Here is a 16,793-nt window from a genome sequence, read left to right on the forward strand (position 1 = left end):
GCGGGTCACGCCAGGCCCGGAAAATGACGAGGGCGCTCCGGCGAGCGTCGCGCAGTATACCAGCCCGCCGCCCACGACGCATGGCAGCGATGGTCGCCGATCCCTGCCATCCCGCCGCGCCGAGCGGTAAGATACGCCCATGAGCCGCTTATATCTCTTTCACAAGCCCTACCGGGTGCTGTCCCAGTTCACCGACCAGGGCGACGCCGGGGGCACGCCCCGCGCCACCCTGGCCGACTACCTCGACGTGCCCGGCATCTATCCGGCGGGCCGACTCGACCACGACTCCGAGGGTCTGCTGCTGCTCTCCGACGACGGCGAGCTGATCCACCGCATCAGTCATCCGCGTCACAAACAGCCCAAGACCTATCGCGTGCAGGTCGAGGGGCGGCCCGACGATGCCGCCCTGGAGGCCCTGCGCCGCGGCGTCGAACTCAAGGACGGCCTGACCCGGCCGGCGCGGGTCCGCCGGCTCGAGGCCAGCGAGCTGCCCGAGCGCGAGCCGCCGCTGGACCCGAAGCGTCATCCCGACACCCACTGGCTGGAACTGATCATCTCCGAGGGCCGCAATCGCCAGGTCCGGCGCATGACCGCCCATGTGGGCCACCCTACCCTGCGCCTGGTCAGGGTGGCGATCGGCCCCTGGACGCTGGACGGCCTGGCGCCCGGCGAGTGGCGCCGCGAGACCCTGCACGCGCCCGCGCCGCCCTCGAATCGTCGCGACACCGGCCGCCGGGGCAGCGGCCGTCGGAACGGCAAGTCACCCCACGGCGGGAGGACACGCCGATGAGCCGCTGGCATCCCCTCGTCACCGTGGCCACCGTGGTCGAGCGCGCCGGGCGCTTCCTGATCGTCGAGGAAGACCGGGGCGGGCCGCACACGGTCTTCAACCAGCCGGCCGGGCACCTGGAACCGGGCGAGCGCATCCAGGACGCCGCCCTGCGCGAGCTGCGCGAGGAAACCGCCTGGCAGGTGGGTCTCAGCGATTACCTGGGCATCTACGTCTATCGGGCGCCGGACGGCACCACCTTTCACAGCCACGGCTTCTACGGCATGGCGCTGGCCCGGCTGGGCACCGAACTCGACCCGGACATCCTGGCCACCCACTGGGTGACGCTGGAGGAGCTGGAGGCGCTGGAACGCCTGGGACGGCTGCGCAGCCCGCTGGTGCTGCGCCGCGTGCGCGACGCCCTGGCCGGGCGCTTCTATCCCATGGACGTGATTCACGAACGATAGCCGCGCACGCCGCCCCGAGATGACACCGATGGCGCTCGAAGCGCGCCATCGGTGTCGTGTATAATCCTGCCCCATTTGCGACCACCCCAATCCGAGAGCGTCATGACAGCCACCCAAGGCAAGGTGATCGTCGGCATGTCCGGCGGCGTCGATTCCTCCGTCTCCGCCCTGCTCCTGCTCGAGCAGGGCTATGAGGTCGAGGGCCTGTTCATGAAGAACTGGGACGAGGACGACGGCACCGAATACTGCACCGCCAAGGAAGACCTGGCGGACGCCGAGGCCGTGTGCGCCAAGCTCGGCATCAAGCTGCACACCGCCAACTTCGCCGCCGAGTACTGGGACAACGTCTTCGAGCACTTCCTGGCCGAGTACCAGGCCGGGCGCACGCCGAACCCGGACATCCTCTGCAACCGCGAGATCAAGTTCAAGGTGTTCCTCGAGTACGCCGAGATGCTGGGCGCCGAGCGCATCGCCACCGGCCACTACGTCCGTGGCGGTCGCGCCCGCGGCGAGCTCGACGGGGTCGAGCGCCCGCGGCTGCTCAAGGGGCTCGACGCCAACAAGGACCAGAGCTACTTCCTGCACGCCGTGCCCGAGGCGGCCATCGCCCGCACCCTGTTCCCGGTCGGCGAACTGGAGAAGCCCGAGGTCCGCGCCCTGGCCGAGCGCCATGACCTGGTGACCGCGCGCAAGAAGGACTCCACCGGCATCTGCTTCATCGGCGAGCGCCGCTTCCGCGACTTCCTGCAGCAGTACCTGCCCGCCCAGCCCGGCACCATCGAGACGCCGGACGGCGACGTCATCGGCGAGCACATGGGCCTGATGTACTACACCCTCGGCCAGCGCCAGGGGCTCGGCATCGGCGGGCTCGCCAACTACTCCGACGCGCCCTGGTTCGTGGCCGACAAGGACCTCGAGCGCAACGTGCTGGTGGCCGTGCAGGGCAAGCATCACCCGCTGCTCTACACCGACAGCCTGGCCACCGAGCCGATGGACTGGGTCGCCGGCGAGCCGCCGGCCGCCGAGGGCCGCCTCACCGCCAAGACCCGCTACCGCCAGGAAGACGTGCCCTGCCGCTTTGAGACCACCGAGGACGGCGGCGTGCGGGTACGCTTCGACGAGGCCCAGCGCGCCGTGACCCCCGGCCAGTCGCTGGTGCTCTACGACGGCGACATCTGCCTCGGCGGCGGCGTGATCAAGGCCATCTGGAACGCCGAGGAGCGCGCGCGATGAACGGCACCACGCCCATTCACCGCGCCCCCGACTCGCCCGTCGCGCGCCAGGCCCTGGCGCTGGCCGGGGTCTTCCAGGCCGCCAGCCAGGTCGACCAGCTGGCCCGCACCGGCCAGGTCGACCAGCGCGCCTGGGACACCCTGATCCACGCCACCCTGGACACCGACCCGGCCAGCTTCGAGGCCATCTACGGCGGCCATCCCAACAACCTGCGCCAGGGCATCGAGACCCTCGAGGGCATGCTGGGCCGCCGCCAGGCCAACCCGGTGGTGATGCGCTATGGTTTCTCGCTGCTGATGCTGATGAGCAAGCTGCGCAACGACGCCGACATGATGGACACCCTGGGCACCCGGCTGACCCGCATCCAGGGCCAGGCCGAGCACTTCGGCGAGACCCACGAGAACGTCGTCGCCAGCCTCGGCGAGGCCTACCAGGACACCATCTCCACCTTCAAGAGCCGGATCGTCGTCCAGGGCGATCCCTCGCTGCTGCAGAGCCGCATGATGCCCGAGCGCGTGCGCGCCTGCCTGCTGACCGGCATCCGCTTCGCGCTGCTGTGGCACCAGCAGGGCGGCCGCCGCTGGAAGCTGATGTTCCAGCGCGGCGCCCTCAAGAAGGCCCTGGACGAGCTGAACTGATGTCCCCCACTGATTTCCCCACCACGCCACCCGGAACGCGACCATGCAGCCCAAGTCACTCCCCTTGACCGCTCTCACCGCCCTTTCTCCCGTCGACGGCCGCTACGGCAGCAAGGCCGAGGCCCTGCGCGAGCACTTCAGCGAGTTCGGCCTGATCCGTGCCCGCGTCATCGTCGAGGCCCGCTGGCTGCAGCGCCTGGCCGAACAGCCCCAGATCACCGAGGTGCCGCCGCTCTCCGCCGCGGCCACCGCGGCGCTGGATGCCCTGGTCCGCGACTTCTCCGTGGAAGACGCCGAGCGCATCAAGGAGATCGAGCGCACCACCAACCATGACGTCAAGGCGGTCGAGTACTTCATCAAGGAGCGCATCGCCGAGACGCCCGAGCTGCACGCCATCACCGAATTCGTGCACTTCGCCTGCACCAGCGAGGACATCAACAACCTGTCCCACGCGCTGATGCTGCGCGGCGGCCTGGATGCGCTGCTGCCGGTGATGCACCAGGTGGCCGACGAGGTGGCCCGCCTGGCCGAGGAGCACGCCGCTCAGCCGATGCTGTCGCGCACCCATGGCCAGACCGCCAGCCCCACCACCCTCGGCAAGGAGATGGCCAACGTCGCCTACCGGCTGCGTCGCCAGCTCAAGCAGATCGAGAGCGTGGAGCTGTTCGGCAAGATCAACGGCGCCGTGGGCAACTACAACGCCCACCTGGCGACCTACCCGGAGGTCGACTGGGAAGCCAATGCCCGCACCTTCGTCGAGGGCCTGGGCCTGACCTTCAACCCCTACACCACCCAGATCGAGCCGCACGACTACATCGCCGAGCTGTTCGACGCCGTGTGCCGCTTCAACACCGTGCTGATCGACTTCGACCGCGACGTCTGGGGCTACATCTCGCTGGGCTACTTCAAGCAGAAGACCGTGGCCGGCGAGATCGGCTCCTCGACCATGCCGCACAAGGTCAATCCGATCGACTTCGAGAACTCCGAGGGCAACCTGGGGCTCTCCAACGCCGTGCTGGGTCACCTGGCCGAGAAGCTGCCGATCTCCCGCTGGCAGCGCGACCTGACCGACTCCACCGTGCTGCGCAACCTGGGCGTCGGCATGGCCTACGCGCTGGTGGCCTACCAGGCCTCGCTGAAGGGCATCGGCAAGCTCGAGGCCAACCCGGCCCGCCTGGCCGAGGACCTGGACAACAGCTGGGAAGTGCTGGCCGAGCCGATCCAGACCGTGATGCGTCGCTACGGCATCGAGAAGCCCTACGAGAAGCTCAAGGAGCTGACCCGCGGCAAGCGCATCGATCAGGCCGGCTTCGCCGCCTTCATCGACACCCTGGCGCTGCCGGCCGAGGTGAAGGACGAGCTCAAGCAGCTGACCCCGGCCAACTACATCGGCAACGCTGAGGCCCAGGCGCGCAATCTGTAAGCCATAAGCCGGCGTGAGCGGCGCCGGGGACAGGTCCGAAGAGGGTCCTTTGCCATGAATGGCAAAGGTAGCGCCCAGGGAAGGGTTTACAGCGCCCTCGCACGGACCTGTCGCCGGAAAAGCCGCGTCGCCACCGAGCCAGACAGCGACATGCTAGTATCCCGACAGGCGCCACTCGGCGCCTGTCGCCGTTTCATCCCTTCGCGAGCGCGAGCCTCATGTCACGACAGTCCCGAGACGAACCCCTCACCCTGCTCGGCGGCCGCACCGCCGCCGACTTCCTGCGCGACCACTGGCAGCGCCGCCCGCTGCTGATCCGTGGCGCCATCCCCGACTTCCAGAGCCCGCTCGAGCCCGACGAACTCGCCGGCCTGGCCTGCGAGGAGAACATCGAGGCGCGTCTGGTCGAGGAACGCGGCCCCGACGGCCCCTGGCAGGTCAGCCACGGCCCCTTCGACGAGGCCACCTTCGCCCGCCTGCCGGAGCAGGACTGGACCCTGCTGGTCCAGGCCGTGGACCACTACGTGCCAGAGGTCGCCGAACTGCTCGAGACCTTCGACTTCCTGCCCAGCTGGCGCCTCGACGACATCATGGTCAGCTACGCCCCGCCGGGCGGCAGCGTCGGCCCTCACGTCGACCAGTACGACGTCTTCCTGCTCCAGGCCAGCGGCCAGCGCCGCTGGCAGCTCGGCGGCAAGGTCGGCGACGACGCCCCGATCCTCAAGGGCATCGACCTGCGCATCCTCGAGACCTTCGAGGTCGAGGCCGACGCCGACTGGGTGCTGGAACCGGGCGACATGCTCTACCTGCCGCCGGGCTGGGCCCATCACGGCGTCAGCCAGTCCAGCGACTGCATGACCTTCTCGGTGGGCTTCCGCGCCCCCTCCGCCGACGAGGCCGTGACCTCCTACGCCGACTACATCGGCGAGCAGCTGCCGCCCTCGCTGCGCTACGCCGACGCCGGCATGGCGCCGCCCGCCGACCCGGCCGAGCTCGACGACGCCGCCCTCGAGCGCATGCGCGCGCTGATCCTCGAGACCCTGGACGACCCGGACCAGCTGGCCCAGTGGTTCGGCCGCGTGATGACCCAGCCCAAGTACGTCGACCAGCTGGTGGCCAGCGAGACGCCCACCGACCCGAACGACCTTGTCGCCGCGCTACAGGACGGCGAGACGCTGGAGCGCAGCCCCGGCTCGCGCTTCGCCTGGCGCGCGCTGGACGACGCACGCGCCACCCTGTTCGTCGACGGCGACGGCGTCGAGTGCTCGATCGCCCTGGCCCGCGCCCTGGCGGGCGGCGAACCGGTCGACGCCGAGCTGCTGGCCTTCGACGACGCGCCCCGCGTACTGGTCCATCTGCTCGACGCCGGCAGTCTGGCCTGGTGGAACGACGAAGACGAATGAACACAGAGGAGTAAGCGCATGAGCACGAGCGTCGAGATCCGCGAGGGCGACTGGCAGACCCTCGGCGAGGCGGCCGGCGAGATCCGCCGCGTCGTCTTCATCGAGGAGCAGGACGTGCCCAGGGACGAGGAATGGGACGGCCGCGATCCCGAGTGCCTGCACTTCCTGGCGCTGGCCGACGGCCGCGCCCTGGGCACCGCCCGGCTGCTGCCCGACGGCCATATCGGCCGCGTCGCCGTGCTCGCCGAGGCGCGCGGTCTCGGCATCGGGCTGGCGCTGATGGAGGCGGCGATCGCCGCCGCCCGCCAGCGCGGCCTGCCCGCCGCCGAGCTCGCCGCCCAGACCCATGCCCTGGCGTTCTACGAGCGACTCGGCTTCGAGGCCTTCGGAGAGCCCTTCATGGAGGCCGGCATTCCGCACCGCAACATGGCGCTTCGCCTCGACGCATGAGCGCTGCCTGTCACGTCTTTCCCGGCCCCGCCGGGAAAGACGACTACAAGAAAAGCCCGTTCCCCTCCCTTCCTGTAGTCGAGCTACAACCCTCGCTGCCCCCAAGGATCAATTGTTGAGCCGCGCCATGGCGGCCCATAGTGATACCCAAGGCGAGTGAGGGAGACCCGGCATCGAACGCTCGTTCGTGTAGTCGCCGGGCCGCTTCCTTCCTCGACGAGGTTCGACCAACACCCTAGAGACAGACTCGGGAAAGCGGACGAACCTGATAGCGCTTCGCGGTCGCAGCATGAGGCTTCGTCGACACCAGACGGCAATCACGCCGGGACGAGACCGGGCGACCTTCCCCTGAAGGCAGAGAGGATGGCTCCATGGCAACGTTTCAAGATCAACTCAAGACCCTGGCCCAGCTGCGCGAAGGTCAGCGCGGCAAGTGGGACAACATCACGCCCGAGCATGCCGCCCGGCTGCGCGTCCAGAACCGCTTCCAGACCGGCCTGGACATCGCCCGCTACAACGCCCGGATCATGCGCGAGGACATGGCGGCCTACGACGGCGACACCGCGAAGTACACCCAGTCGCTGGGCTGCTGGCACGGCTTCATCGGCCAGCAGAAGATGATCTCCATCAAGAAGCACTTCGGCCAGACCAAGGGTCGCTACCTGTACCTGTCGGGCTGGATGATCGCCGCCCTGCGCTCCGAGTTCGGCCCGCTGCCCGACCAGTCGATGCACGAGAAGACCAGCGTGCCGGCGCTGATCGAGGAGCTCTACACCTTCCTGCGCCAGGCCGACAGTTGGGAGCTCAACCACCTGTTCCGCGACCTGGAAGCGGCCCGCGAGGCCGGCGACAGCGCCCGGGCCGCCGAGCTCGAAGGCAAGATCGACAACTTCGAGACCCACGTGGTGCCGATCATCGCCGACATCGACGCCGGCTTCGGCAACGCCGAGGCCACCTACCTGCTGGCCAAGAAGATGATCGAGGCCGGGGCCTGCTGCCTGCAGATCGAGAACCAGGTCTCCGACGAGAAGCAGTGCGGCCACCAGGCCGGCAAGGTCACCGTCCCGCACGAGGACTTCATCGCCAAGCTCAACGCCGTGCGTTACGCCTTCCTGGAACTCGGCGTGGAAGACGGCGTGATCGTCGCCCGCACCGACTCCCTGGGCGCCGGCCTGACCCAGAAGATCGCCGTCAGCCACGCGCCGGGCGACCTGGGCGACCAGTACAACGCCTTCCTCGACGGCGACGAGATCACCTCCGCGGACGATATCGCCAACGGCGACGTGGTGATCAAGCAGGACGGCAAGCTGGTCAAGGTCAAGCGCCTGGCCTCCGGCCTCTACCAGTTCAAGCCGGACACCGGCGAGGACCGGGTGGTCCTGGACTGTATCACCAGCCTGCAGAACGGCGCCGACCTGCTGTGGATCGAGACCGAGAAGCCCCATGTCGGTCAGATCAAGGGCATGGTGGACCGCGTGCGCGAGGTCTGCCCCGACGCCAAGCTGGTCTACAACAACTCGCCGTCCTTCAACTGGACACTGAACTTCCGCCAGCAGGTGTTCGACGCCTGGGAAGCCGAGGGCCGCGACGTCAGCGCCTACGATCGCGCCGACCTGATGAACGCCGAGTACGACGACACCGAGCTGGGTCGCCAGGCCGACGAGTGGACGCAGAACTTCCAGCGTGACGCCGCCCGCGAGGCCGGCATCTTCCACCACCTGATCACCCTGCCGACCTACCACACCGCGGCCCTGTCCACCGACAACCTGGCCAAGGGCTACTTCGGCGACGAAGGCATGCTGGCCTACGTGGCGGGCGTGCAGCGCCGCGAGATCCGCGAGGGCATCGCCACCGTCAAGCACCAGGACATGGCCGGCTCCAACATCGGCGACGACCACAAGGAGTTCTTCCACGGCGAGGCGGCGCTCAAGGCCGGCGGCAAGGACAACACCATGAACCAGTTCGGCTGATCGCCCGCCGCGACGGCGCAGCGACAGGACGCTCGGGGAGGCTTCGGCCTCCCCTTTCTCGTGCCCGCTCGCCCGACCTCGGTGCACCGCGATGCAGCACGCCAAGTGCCCCGTGAAGGAGGCCGACAACCTCGCCGCCATTCCTTAAAGGATGTAGTCGAGTTACAACGCCGGCTGCGCCCAAGGAGGCATGGTCGGTTCTGCCGTACTGCACCATAGTCAAGTCACAGCGCAGGACAACGCGTCGCTACCCCGACCGGCGACCTGCACTGAAAGCTACAACGAAGGCGCTTTCACGATGATCCAGGCGCCGTAGGCGATGGTCTTTCCAAGCTTGTGACCACTTCGCGACTGCAGCACCGGGCGCTTACCCGGCCCGGCATGAGTAGCAAACGCCCATCACGCCATCGACGATGGCCACCGCACGAGGTGTTACACATGAACTGCATCGAACTGAGCCACCAAGCCGACCTCATTGCCAGCACGTTCAGCAAGCAGGAACTCGCCAAGCTGGTGCTGGCCCTGAAAGGCAACCGGGAATCCCTGCAGCACGCCGTCGAGGTGATCGACACCGTCGACAGCCGCGCGGGCTACTCCCTCGACGATGCCTGGGACGAGGTACTGACCGGCGACGCGACCCAGCTCGAAGAGGAGTGATGCGGAAAGCGATTCCCCTGGAAGCGGAATGACTCGCCTCCCCGGTGACATGGCATGACTAGCCATTGCCCATCCCGCCCCGCGGGGTGGGCTTTTTCATGCGGCCGGCCCCCCCAGGGGCACCGATGTCGTTCGCAGGCGCACCTTTTTGTCTTTCACTGGTCAAACCTCCCGACTACAGGCAGGGTATGGGCACCGGCAAGCCAGAGGCCCGCTGCATCATGCCCTACGGAAGCCATACGGCAGACGCCCACGGCGTCGCTCACCGCCTTGCAAGGAGGTTACCCATGAAGCGTTTTCTTCCCATCGTCGCCCTCGGCGCCCTGACCCTGGCGGGCTGCGCCAACACCTCGCCCTACTCGGGCAATGTCTACACCGGCAACCAGGCCAAGGTGGCCCAGAACGTGAGCGTGGGCACCATCACCGCCATGCGCCGGGTGCAGATCCAGGCCGGCGACCAGAACAGCGGCGCCATCGGCGGTCTCGGCGGCGCCGTCATCGGTGGCCTGCTGGGTAACCAGATCGGCGGCGGCTCGGGCCGGACGCTGGCCACCGCGGCCGGTGCCATCGGCGGCAGCGTGGCCGGCAAGAAGATCGAGGACAGCGCCAACCGCACGGATGCCTGGGAGCTCGAGATCCGCAAGCAGACCGGCCAGACCGTGGTGGTGGTGCAGAAGGCCGACCAGCCGTTCCAGGTCGGTCAGCAGGTGCGCCTGATCGGCACCGGCAACAACGTCAGCGTGGCGCCCTACTGAGCCCCGGCGGTTCGACAACGCCCAACGCAAAAGGCCCGCGGCGCATGCCGCGGGCCTTTTCGGTCAAGGGGCGCCGGCTCAGTGGAAATTGGCCTTGCGCATCGCCCAGCACGCCAGCTTGCCGCCCACCAGCGCGATCACCGCGATGATGATCAGCGTCAGCAGCAGGTCCACCGGCCGCACGATGGCCGTCGCGGCCAGCACGGCGATGGCCGGGCTCCACACCCAGCGGTCGTCCTCGCTGCGCAGCACGGCGGGAATCAGCTTGTCGAGCCCCGCGCTGACGGAGGCCTCCCAGCGGCTCAGGCACAGGAAGAGGATCACGGCAAAGGCGATCAGCCAGATGACGGTCACGGTCATGGAGGGTCTCCAACAGGGAACGAAGGACAAGGGAAAAGGTGTCGCAGCAAAGGGTATCCCTGCCTCCGGAAGCACGCAACCACGGGACACGGCGTGAATCGCGCTCAGGATCGTACCGGGCAAGCTGAAAAATCTCCTTGCGCCACTGACAGTCCCCGGGAAGCCACGTTACCATGCGCGCACACGCACTCATCGATAGGTTCATCATGCAAATCGCACAGAATTCCGTTGTGGCCTTCCACTACACCCTGACCAATGATGCAGGGGAAGTGCTGGACAGCTCGGAAGGCCGTGAGCCGCTGACTTACCTCCACGGCGCCGGCAACATCATCCCGGGCCTCGAGAAGGAAATGGAAGGTCGTGCGGCTGGCGACAAGCTCCAGGCCAAGGTCGCCCCTGAAGAAGGCTACGGCGAAGTCCAGCCGCAGCTGGTGCAAGAAGTCCCGCGCGACGCCTTCCAGGGCGTCGAGAGCATCGAGCCGGGCATGCAGTTCCAGGCGCAGACCCAGGGCGGCCCGCTGATGGTCACCGTGACCCAGGTCGAAGGCGACACCGTCACCGTCGACGGCAACCACCCGCTGGCCGGCCAGACCCTGAACTTCGACGTCGAGATCGCCGAAGTCCGCGAGGCCAGCCAGGAAGAGGTCGAGCACGGCCACGTCCACGGCGAAGGTGGCCACGAGCACTAAGCTCCCGCCAGCCAGGACGACGCCAGAACGAAAGAGGGGCAGCCCATGGGCTGCCCCTTTTTCATGCCCGCCTGGCACCTGTCCGTCTGCAACATGCCAGGCGGCCACCCGACCCGACTCACTCCGAGGCACGCGGCATCGCCTTCAGGGTCAGGTAGCCGCCTGCCAGCCGGGTCGCGGTGGTGATCAGGCAGGCCACCGCGAAGACACCGGCCAGCAGCGGGAAGTGCGCCGGCCACAGGCAGAAGGCCACCAGCGCCAGCAGCGTCTCGGTACCCTCGGTCAGCCCGTTCAGGTAGTAGAAGGCCTTGCGCGGGAAGCGCGGCCGGTCCAGTGCGTGACGGGCGGCCATGATGGCGAACGCCAGGAAGGAGGTGCCGGTGCCGATGAAGGCGAACAGCAGCAGGGCCGCGGCCAGGGCATTGGCGGCCGGGTCGGCCAGGGCGAAGCCCAGCACCACCGCGGCGTAGAAGACGAAGTCCAGGCCAATATCGAGAAAGCCCCCGGCGTCGCTGGCATGATCGGTCAGTCGCGCCAGGGCGCCGTCCAGGCCGTCGCCGAGCCGGTTGAGCAGGACGGCGACGAGGGCCGCGCCGTAGGCCTCCATGGCCAGCAGCGGCAGCGTCAGCATCCCGACCACGAAGGCCGCGACGGTCACCTGGTCCGGCCGCACGCCGGCCTTGGCAAGCCTGCGCGCCAGCCACTTGAGCGGCCGCTGGGTCAACGGCATGGTCCAGCGATCGAGCATCAGGCCTCCCTTTTCTCGTTCAGAGCGTCCTTGCCCGGCGGCTCCCTTCCCGTCTCATCGCGCTCCGCCGTGTCGCGGGCGTTCGACGCCCGCCCCTCGCCGCGCCGCCAGGCGAAATAGCGCTCGAGCCAGGCCAGCAGCCGCGCCGGCTTGTGGGCGTTCTTCCACACCCCGGCGGTGGCCTTCACCGCCTCGCTGCGGGTCGGATAGGGATGCACGGTGCCGAGCAGCTTGTTGAGCCCGATCCCGTGGGTCATGGCCAGGGTGAACTCGGCCAGCATCTCGCCGGCGCCCGCGCCGACCAGGGTGGCGCCCAGCAGGCGGTCGCGCCCCGGCACGGTGAGCACCTTGACGAAGCCCTGCCGCTGGCCGTCGGCGATGGCGCGGTCGAGCTCGGACAGCGCATAGCGGGTCACCTCGACCTCGATGCCACGCTCGCGGGCCTCGCGCTCGTTGAGACCGACCCGCGCCACCTCCGGGTCGGTGAAGGTCACCGCCGGCAACGCCCGATAGCTGACCCGAAAACGCCTGAGCTCGCCGAACAGGGCATTGACCGTGGCGTGCCAGGCCTGGTGCGCCCCGGCGTGAGTCAGCTGGAAGGGGCCGGCCACGTCGCCACAGGCCCAGACGTTGGGCAGCACCGAGCGCAGCGTCTCGTCCACCGCCAAGGTGCCGTCCGGAGCGGTCTCGACGCCCAGCGCCTCGAGCCCCAGACCGGACACGTTGGCGCGCCGCCCCACCGCCACCAGCAGCCGGTCGAAGGGCAGCGTCTCGACGCGCGCCTCCTCCCCCCTCTCCCCTGTCTGGCCGATCTCGATCTCCAGGCCCTGGCCGCCGTCGTCATCCGTCACCACCCGCAGCGCCTTGGCCGTCAGATGCACCTCGACGCCCTCCTCGCGCAGCCGCGATGCCACCTCGGCGGCGACGTCCTCGTCTTCCCGCGGCAACAGCCGGTCGCCCAGCTCCACCAGGCTCACCCGGCTCCCCAGCCGCGCGAAGCTCTGGCCCAGCTCGCAGCCGATGGGCCCGCCGCCCAGCACCAGCAGCCGCTCGGGCAGCGCCTCGAGCTGCCAGAGGGTGTCCGAGGTCAGCGGCTCGGTCTTCTCGATGCCCGGCAACGGCGGCACCCAGGGCGAGGCGCCGCTGGCGATGATCACATGGCGGGCAGTGATCACCCGCTCGCCCTCGCTTCCGAACACGCGAACCCGCCAGGGGTCGTCCAGTCGCGCCTCGCCCTGGACGACCTCGACGCCGAGCCCCTCGTAGCGCTCGCGGCTGTCGTGGGGCTCGATCTCGCGAATCGCCCCGCGCACGTGGGCCATGACGGCGGCGAAATCGACGCTCGGCTCGCCGGCCTTGACGCCGTAGCGCGGCGCCCGGCGCACCTCCTCGGCGGCCCTCGCCGCGCGGATCAGCGCCTTGGAAGGCACGCAGCCGGTATTCAGGCAGTCACCGCCCAGCCGGTCGCGCTCCACCAGCGCCACCCGGGCCTTCACCGCGGCGGCGATGTAGCTCGCCACCAGCCCGGCCGAGCCGCCGCCGATCACCACGATGTCATGATCGAAGCGCGTCGGCCGGGAGAAGCGCCGCGCCAGCCGGCGCCGCTTGGCCACGCCGATCAGCCACCGGGCCAGCCAGGGAAACAGCCCGACCAAGGCGAAGGACAGGATCAGCCCCGGCGACAGGATACCGGCCAGGGACTCGAGTTCCCCCAGCTCGCGGCCGGCGTTCACGTAGACCGCGGTGCCCGGCAGCATGCCCAGCTGGCTGACCCAGTAGAAGGTGGTCAGGCGCATCCGCGTCAGGCCCATCACCAGATTGATGACGAAGAACGGAAACAGCGGAATCAGCCGCAGGGTGAAGAGATAGAAGGCGCCCTCGCGGCGAATGCCGGCGTTGACGCGCTCGAGCTGGGCGGCGAAGCGACGTTCCAACGGCGCGCGGGCCAGGGTGCGGGCGATCAGCGCGGCCAGGGTCGCGCCCAGGCTGCTGGCGAACGAGATCAGCAGAAGCCCCCAGCCGAAGCCGAACAGCGCCCCGCCGAGCAGCGTCAGCAGCGCCGCGCCCGGCAGCGACAGCGCCGCCATGGCCACATAGAGCGCGAAGAACCCCCCGGCCACCGTCAGCGGCTCCGCCGCCAGCCAGGCCTGGAAGCGGGCCTGCTCGGCCTTGAGAGACTCCAGCGTCAGCAGCTGGTCGGCGCCGGAGAGAAAGAAGGCGGAGAAGGCCAGCACGATAAGACACAGCAGCAGCAAGCGTCGCTTGGTCAAGTCGGTCTCCCTGTTCCATGGTGAGGTCTCGCCCCTGAGTCGTCGCCAGGCACTTCCCCTTACACTGGCGGTCAACCGCGTGTAAGGAAAGCCGCTCCCGATCGACGACGCTCCATTGCATCCTGGAGGAGGTCCCCATCATGACACTCAACCGCCCGATTCGCCTGCCCGCCCTGCCGCTGCTGCTCGCCACCGCGTTCGCCGGCCCCGCGACCGCCGAGTCCGACAGTACTGCCATCGACGGCCCTGCGAAGGAAAGCGCCGTGTTCGGCGGCGGCTGCTTCTGGTGCGTGGAAGAGGCCTACGACAAGGTCGAGGGCGTGGTCGCCACGACCTCGGGCTTCGCCGGCGGCGAGCTGGAGAACCCCAGTTACGAGCAAGTCTCGTCCGGCGACACCGATCACATCGAGGTGGTGAAGGTGGAGTACGATCCCGAGCGGGTCGACTACCGCACCCTGCTCTATGTGTTCTGGCGCAACATCGATCCCTTCGCCGTCAATCGCCAGTTTTGCGACCGGGGCCGCCCCTACCAGAGCGCCATCTTCCCCGAAAACGCCGACCAGCGTGCCCTGGCCGAGGCGACCCGCGACGCCATGGCCGAGCGCTTCGGCCGCGAGATCGGCGTCGAGATCCTCGACTTCACGGCCTTCTACCCCGCCGAGACCTATCACCAGGACTACTACGACAAGAACCCGGTGCGCTACAACTTCTACAAGTCGGCCTGCGGGCGCGAGGACCGGCTGCAAGAGGTCTGGGGGGACGAGGCCGAGGCCTACGCCATGCCCTGAGCCGCGGCCTCCTCGGCCGCCCGACGTCGCTCGCCGCGGCGCAGCCGCAGGGCCAGCGTCAGGGTGATCGCCAGCACCAGGGCGCCGCCGAGCAGCACGCCCGGCCAGGCCCCCGCGCGCCAGAACGGCTCGAGCCACAGCCCACCGAGGCTGGCACCGAGGTAGTAGAACACCAGATAGAGCGCCGAGGCGCTGCCCCGGGCACGCCGGGCCTGGCGCCCCACCCAGCCCGAGGCCATGGAGTGGGCCAGGAAGAAGCCGAAGGCCGCCAGGGTCAGCCCGCCCAGGATGATCGGCAGCGAGGACGCCAGCGTCAGCGCCATGCCCGAGGCCAGCAGCAGCGTGCCGAGCGCCATGCAGGTCGGCGGCGAGGCGCGGCGCACGAGGCGCCCGGACATCGACGAGCCCAGCGTGCCGCCCAGGTAGGTCAGGAACAGCAGCCCCAGCCAGCGGGCGTCCAGCGCGAAGGGCTCGGCCGCCAGGCGGAAGGTCAGGTAGCTGTAGAGATTGATGAACACCAGGAAGTTGAGCCCGCCCAGCAGGTAGGCCCCGCGCAGCTCGGGCTGGCCCAGGTGCCCGGCCAGATCGCCGAGCGCCTCGCCCAGCCGGAAGCGCCGCGGGGTGAAGCCCCGGGACGCCGGCAGCAGCCACCAGAACAGCGCCACCCCGGCGAGCGTCAGGCCGCCGACCCACAGGAAGCTCGCCGAGACCCCGGCCGACTCCGCGGCCCAGCCGCCGATCACCCGCCCCGAGATCCCGCCCAGCGAGTTGGCGGCGATGTAGAGCCCTACCGCCGGCAGCATCGCCGAGCGCTCGAACTCATCCCCCATCCAGGCGATCGCCACCGCCGGCAGCCCGCCCAGCACGAAGCCCTGCACCACGCGCAGTGCCAGCAGCGCCTCGAAGTTCGGCGCCACCGCCAGCGCCAGCGACAGGCCGCCGGCGGCGAGCAGCGTCAGGCGCATGATGCCGCCACGCCCGATGGCATCCGACAGCGGGCCGAACACCAGCAGGGCCGCGGCCAGCGACAGCGTGGCCAGCGACATCGTCAGGTTGGCGACCAGGGTCGAGACCCCGTGGGCCTGATGCAGCGACGGCAGCAGCGGCTGCACCACGTAGAGATTCAGAAACACGAGGAAGGAACCCAGGCTCAGGGCCAGGGTCGCGCGCCACCAGGCGCGGCTGTGAGCGTCGATCATGAGGTCCTCCGGGTTGGCCGACCATGATCGAAGGCGCACAATGATAAGCCAAGCAGAAGTTAATGATCGTACTCATCGGATTGTCTTATGGCCTTGCCCTTCGACCTGCGCAGCCTCGGCGTCTTCCTGGCGGTGGTGGACCAGGGCGGCTTCAGCGCCGCCGCCCGCTCGCTGCACCTGGCCCAGTCCGCGGTCAGCCAGACCATCGCCAACCTGGAGCATCGCCTCGAGCTCACTCTCTTCCACCGCCACGAGCGGCGCATCGGCCTGACCGCCGAGGGCGAGGCGCTGGTCGAGCACGCCCGCGACCTGCTGGCCCGGGCCGAGGCGGCCGAGCTGGCCATGCGGGAGCTGCACGGGCTGATCAAGGGCGAGCTGCGCATCGGCATTCCCTCGATGCTGGGCTCCTACTATTTCCCGCCGCTGCTGATGGGCTTCAAGGAACGCCACCCGGGCATCCGGCTGACGGTGGTGGAGGCCGGCGCGCGCCGCCTGCAGCGCATGATCGCCGCGGGCGAGCTGGATCTGGGCGTGGTGATCGACGACGGCCAGAGCCGCCATCTGACGCGCCAGCCGCTGGCGCGGGAGGAAATGGTGGTCTGCGTGCCCCGGGAGCATCCCTTCGCCGGGCGTGATCACGTCACGCCCGAGGCCTTCTTCGCCGAACCGCTGGTGCTGTTTCAGGACGGCTACTTCCACCGCGAGTTCATCGATGCCCTGGCGCGGGATACCGACGCCCACGCCAACGTGGCCTTCGAGTCGAACCTGATCCCGCTGACCAAGGCCATCGTGCGCCAGGGCTACGGCATCACCACCTTTCTCAGGCGGGTGGTCGAGGAGCCGGAGCTGGCGGCGGTGCCCTTCGACCCGCCGGCCTGGCTGGCGCTGTCGCTGGCCTGGAAGGAAGGCGCCTACCTGTCCCGGGCGGAGCAGGCGTTCGTGGCCTTCGCGCTGGAAAACCGCTGAAGCGGGCG

17 protein-coding genes are annotated in these 16,793 nt (G+C 69.1%); 13 read left to right on the top strand and 4 right to left on the bottom strand.

Features of this window, described 5'->3' with window-relative positions; genetic code table 11:
- Positions 1-139 precede the first annotated feature (139 nt).
- The 10 genes from CVH10_RS08270 to CVH10_RS08315 all read left to right on the top strand — a co-directional run bounded on the left by CVH10_RS08270 (position 140) and on the right by CVH10_RS08315 (position 9,765).
- Positions 140-790: a pseudouridine synthase gene (locus tag CVH10_RS08270; RefSeq protein WP_035595262.1), complete on the top strand. Its 651-nt coding sequence runs from the start codon at positions 140-142 to the stop codon at positions 788-790.
- A complete protein-coding gene (locus tag CVH10_RS08275; protein WP_035595259.1) occupies positions 787-1,236 on the top strand; it encodes an NUDIX domain-containing protein in 450 nt (149 codons plus the stop codon). Before CVH10_RS08270 ends, CVH10_RS08275 begins: the two co-directional genes overlap by 4 nt.
- A 102-nt stretch (positions 1,237-1,338) precedes the next feature.
- The gene (gene mnmA, locus CVH10_RS08280) at positions 1,339-2,469 is read left to right on the top strand and encodes a tRNA 2-thiouridine(34) synthase MnmA (protein ID WP_035595257.1); all 1,131 of its coding nucleotides are present in this window, start codon (positions 1,339-1,341) and stop codon (positions 2,467-2,469) included.
- Positions 2,466-3,107, top strand: a complete 642-nt coding sequence (gene hflD / locus CVH10_RS08285) for a high frequency lysogenization protein HflD (RefSeq protein WP_035595256.1) — start codon at positions 2,466-2,468, stop codon at positions 3,105-3,107. Before mnmA ends, hflD begins: the two co-directional genes overlap by 4 nt.
- 43 nt (positions 3,108-3,150) lie before the next feature.
- Positions 3,151-4,530 (top strand): adenylosuccinate lyase, encoded by a 1,380-nt coding sequence (gene purB, locus CVH10_RS08290; RefSeq protein WP_106488341.1) that lies wholly within the window; start codon positions 3,151-3,153, stop codon positions 4,528-4,530.
- 218 nt (positions 4,531-4,748) lie between these two features.
- The gene (locus CVH10_RS08295; RefSeq protein WP_106488342.1) at positions 4,749-5,933 is read left to right on the top strand and encodes a cupin domain-containing protein; all 1,185 of its coding nucleotides are present in this window, start codon (positions 4,749-4,751) and stop codon (positions 5,931-5,933) included.
- An 18-nt stretch (positions 5,934-5,951) separates the two neighbouring features.
- Positions 5,952-6,383: a GNAT family N-acetyltransferase gene (locus tag CVH10_RS08300; RefSeq protein ID WP_106488343.1), complete on the top strand. Its 432-nt coding sequence runs from the start codon at positions 5,952-5,954 to the stop codon at positions 6,381-6,383.
- A 371-nt stretch (positions 6,384-6,754) separates the two neighbouring features.
- Positions 6,755-8,353 carry an isocitrate lyase gene (locus CVH10_RS08305; RefSeq protein ID WP_106488344.1) on the top strand — a complete coding sequence of 533 codons (1,599 nt, stop codon included), beginning with the start codon at positions 6,755-6,757 and terminating at the stop codon, positions 8,351-8,353.
- A 438-nt stretch (positions 8,354-8,791) separates the two neighbouring features.
- Positions 8,792-9,010, top strand: coding sequence for a hypothetical protein (locus CVH10_RS08310; RefSeq protein ID WP_035595246.1), 219 nt, complete (start codon positions 8,792-8,794; stop codon positions 9,008-9,010).
- A 287-nt stretch (positions 9,011-9,297) separates the two neighbouring features.
- Positions 9,298-9,765: a glycine zipper 2TM domain-containing protein gene (locus CVH10_RS08315; RefSeq protein ID WP_035595243.1), complete on the top strand. Its 468-nt coding sequence runs from the start codon at positions 9,298-9,300 to the stop codon at positions 9,763-9,765.
- A gap of 78 nt (positions 9,766-9,843) precedes the next feature.
- On the opposite strand, the gene CVH10_RS08320 is transcribed toward CVH10_RS08315, so the two are convergent.
- Positions 9,844-10,125, bottom strand: coding sequence for a hypothetical protein (locus tag CVH10_RS08320; RefSeq protein WP_035595240.1), 282 nt, complete (start codon positions 10,123-10,125; stop codon positions 9,844-9,846).
- 206 nt (positions 10,126-10,331) lie between these two features.
- On the opposite strand from CVH10_RS08320, the gene CVH10_RS08325 reads away from it, so the two are divergent.
- Positions 10,332-10,814 carry a peptidylprolyl isomerase gene (locus CVH10_RS08325; RefSeq protein WP_035595239.1) on the top strand — a complete coding sequence of 161 codons (483 nt, stop codon included), beginning with the start codon at positions 10,332-10,334 and terminating at the stop codon, positions 10,812-10,814.
- A 118-nt stretch (positions 10,815-10,932) separates the two neighbouring features.
- Here CVH10_RS08325 and CVH10_RS08330 read toward each other — a convergent pair whose 3' ends face one another.
- Positions 10,933-11,562 carry a CDP-alcohol phosphatidyltransferase family protein gene (locus tag CVH10_RS08330; protein WP_106488345.1) on the bottom strand — a complete coding sequence of 210 codons (630 nt, stop codon included), beginning with the start codon at positions 11,560-11,562 and terminating at the stop codon, positions 10,933-10,935.
- On the bottom strand, positions 11,562-13,832 hold the full coding sequence (locus CVH10_RS08335; RefSeq protein ID WP_106488346.1) for an FAD-dependent oxidoreductase: 2,271 nt from the start codon (positions 13,830-13,832) through the stop codon (positions 11,562-11,564). Before CVH10_RS08335 ends, CVH10_RS08330 begins: the two co-directional genes overlap by 1 nt.
- 140 nt (positions 13,833-13,972) lie before the next feature.
- Between CVH10_RS08335 and msrA the strand changes: the two genes are divergently transcribed.
- Positions 13,973-14,620: a peptide-methionine (S)-S-oxide reductase MsrA gene (gene msrA / locus CVH10_RS08340; RefSeq protein ID WP_106488347.1), complete on the top strand. Its 648-nt coding sequence runs from the start codon at positions 13,973-13,975 to the stop codon at positions 14,618-14,620.
- Here the strand turns inward: msrA and CVH10_RS08345 are convergent.
- Positions 14,605-15,819 carry an MFS transporter gene (locus CVH10_RS08345; protein WP_035595231.1) on the bottom strand — a complete coding sequence of 405 codons (1,215 nt, stop codon included), beginning with the start codon at positions 15,817-15,819 and terminating at the stop codon, positions 14,605-14,607. The two genes, msrA and CVH10_RS08345, sit on opposite strands and share 16 nt — an antisense overlap.
- Before the next feature lie 87 nt (positions 15,820-15,906).
- Between CVH10_RS08345 and CVH10_RS08350 the strand changes: the two genes are divergently transcribed.
- Positions 15,907-16,785 carry a LysR family transcriptional regulator gene (locus CVH10_RS08350; protein ID WP_106488348.1) on the top strand — a complete coding sequence of 293 codons (879 nt, stop codon included), beginning with the start codon at positions 15,907-15,909 and terminating at the stop codon, positions 16,783-16,785.
- Positions 16,786-16,793: the final 8 nt, after the last annotated feature.

The organism is Halomonas sp. ND22Bw (assembly GCF_003011945.1).
GTDB classification, from domain to species: Bacteria; Pseudomonadota; Gammaproteobacteria; order Pseudomonadales; family Halomonadaceae; genus Halomonas; species Halomonas halophila.

What these genes read in the sequence shown, in the direction of transcription:
- CVH10_RS08300 (WP_106488343.1), top strand. Translation starts at nt 5,952, where the DNA reads ATGAGCACGAGCGTCGAGATCCGCGAGGGCGACTGGCAGACCCTCGGC.
- CVH10_RS08345 (WP_035595231.1), bottom strand. Translation starts at nt 15,819, where the DNA reads ATGATCGACGCTCACAGCCGCGCCTGGTGGCGCGCGACCCTGGCCCTG.
- CVH10_RS08305 (WP_106488344.1), top strand. Translation starts at nt 6,755, where the DNA reads ATGGCAACGTTTCAAGATCAACTCAAGACCCTGGCCCAGCTGCGCGAA.
- mnmA (WP_035595257.1), top strand. Translation starts at nt 1,339, where the DNA reads ATGACAGCCACCCAAGGCAAGGTGATCGTCGGCATGTCCGGCGGCGTC.
- CVH10_RS08275 (WP_035595259.1), top strand. Translation starts at nt 787, where the DNA reads ATGAGCCGCTGGCATCCCCTCGTCACCGTGGCCACCGTGGTCGAGCGC.
- hflD (WP_035595256.1), top strand. Translation starts at nt 2,466, where the DNA reads ATGAACGGCACCACGCCCATTCACCGCGCCCCCGACTCGCCCGTCGCG.
- CVH10_RS08330 (WP_106488345.1), bottom strand. Translation starts at nt 11,562, where the DNA reads ATGCTCGATCGCTGGACCATGCCGTTGACCCAGCGGCCGCTCAAGTGG.
- CVH10_RS08325 (WP_035595239.1), top strand. Translation starts at nt 10,332, where the DNA reads ATGCAAATCGCACAGAATTCCGTTGTGGCCTTCCACTACACCCTGACC.
- CVH10_RS08320 (WP_035595240.1), bottom strand. Translation starts at nt 10,125, where the DNA reads ATGACCGTGACCGTCATCTGGCTGATCGCCTTTGCCGTGATCCTCTTC.
- CVH10_RS08295 (WP_106488342.1), top strand. Translation starts at nt 4,749, where the DNA reads ATGTCACGACAGTCCCGAGACGAACCCCTCACCCTGCTCGGCGGCCGC.
- CVH10_RS08315 (WP_035595243.1), top strand. Translation starts at nt 9,298, where the DNA reads ATGAAGCGTTTTCTTCCCATCGTCGCCCTCGGCGCCCTGACCCTGGCG.
- CVH10_RS08310 (WP_035595246.1), top strand. Translation starts at nt 8,792, where the DNA reads ATGAACTGCATCGAACTGAGCCACCAAGCCGACCTCATTGCCAGCACG.
- CVH10_RS08350 (WP_106488348.1), top strand. Translation starts at nt 15,907, where the DNA reads ATGGCCTTGCCCTTCGACCTGCGCAGCCTCGGCGTCTTCCTGGCGGTG.
- CVH10_RS08270 (WP_035595262.1), top strand. Translation starts at nt 140, where the DNA reads ATGAGCCGCTTATATCTCTTTCACAAGCCCTACCGGGTGCTGTCCCAG.
- purB (WP_106488341.1), top strand. Translation starts at nt 3,151, where the DNA reads ATGCAGCCCAAGTCACTCCCCTTGACCGCTCTCACCGCCCTTTCTCCC.
- msrA (WP_106488347.1), top strand. Translation starts at nt 13,973, where the DNA reads ATGACACTCAACCGCCCGATTCGCCTGCCCGCCCTGCCGCTGCTGCTC.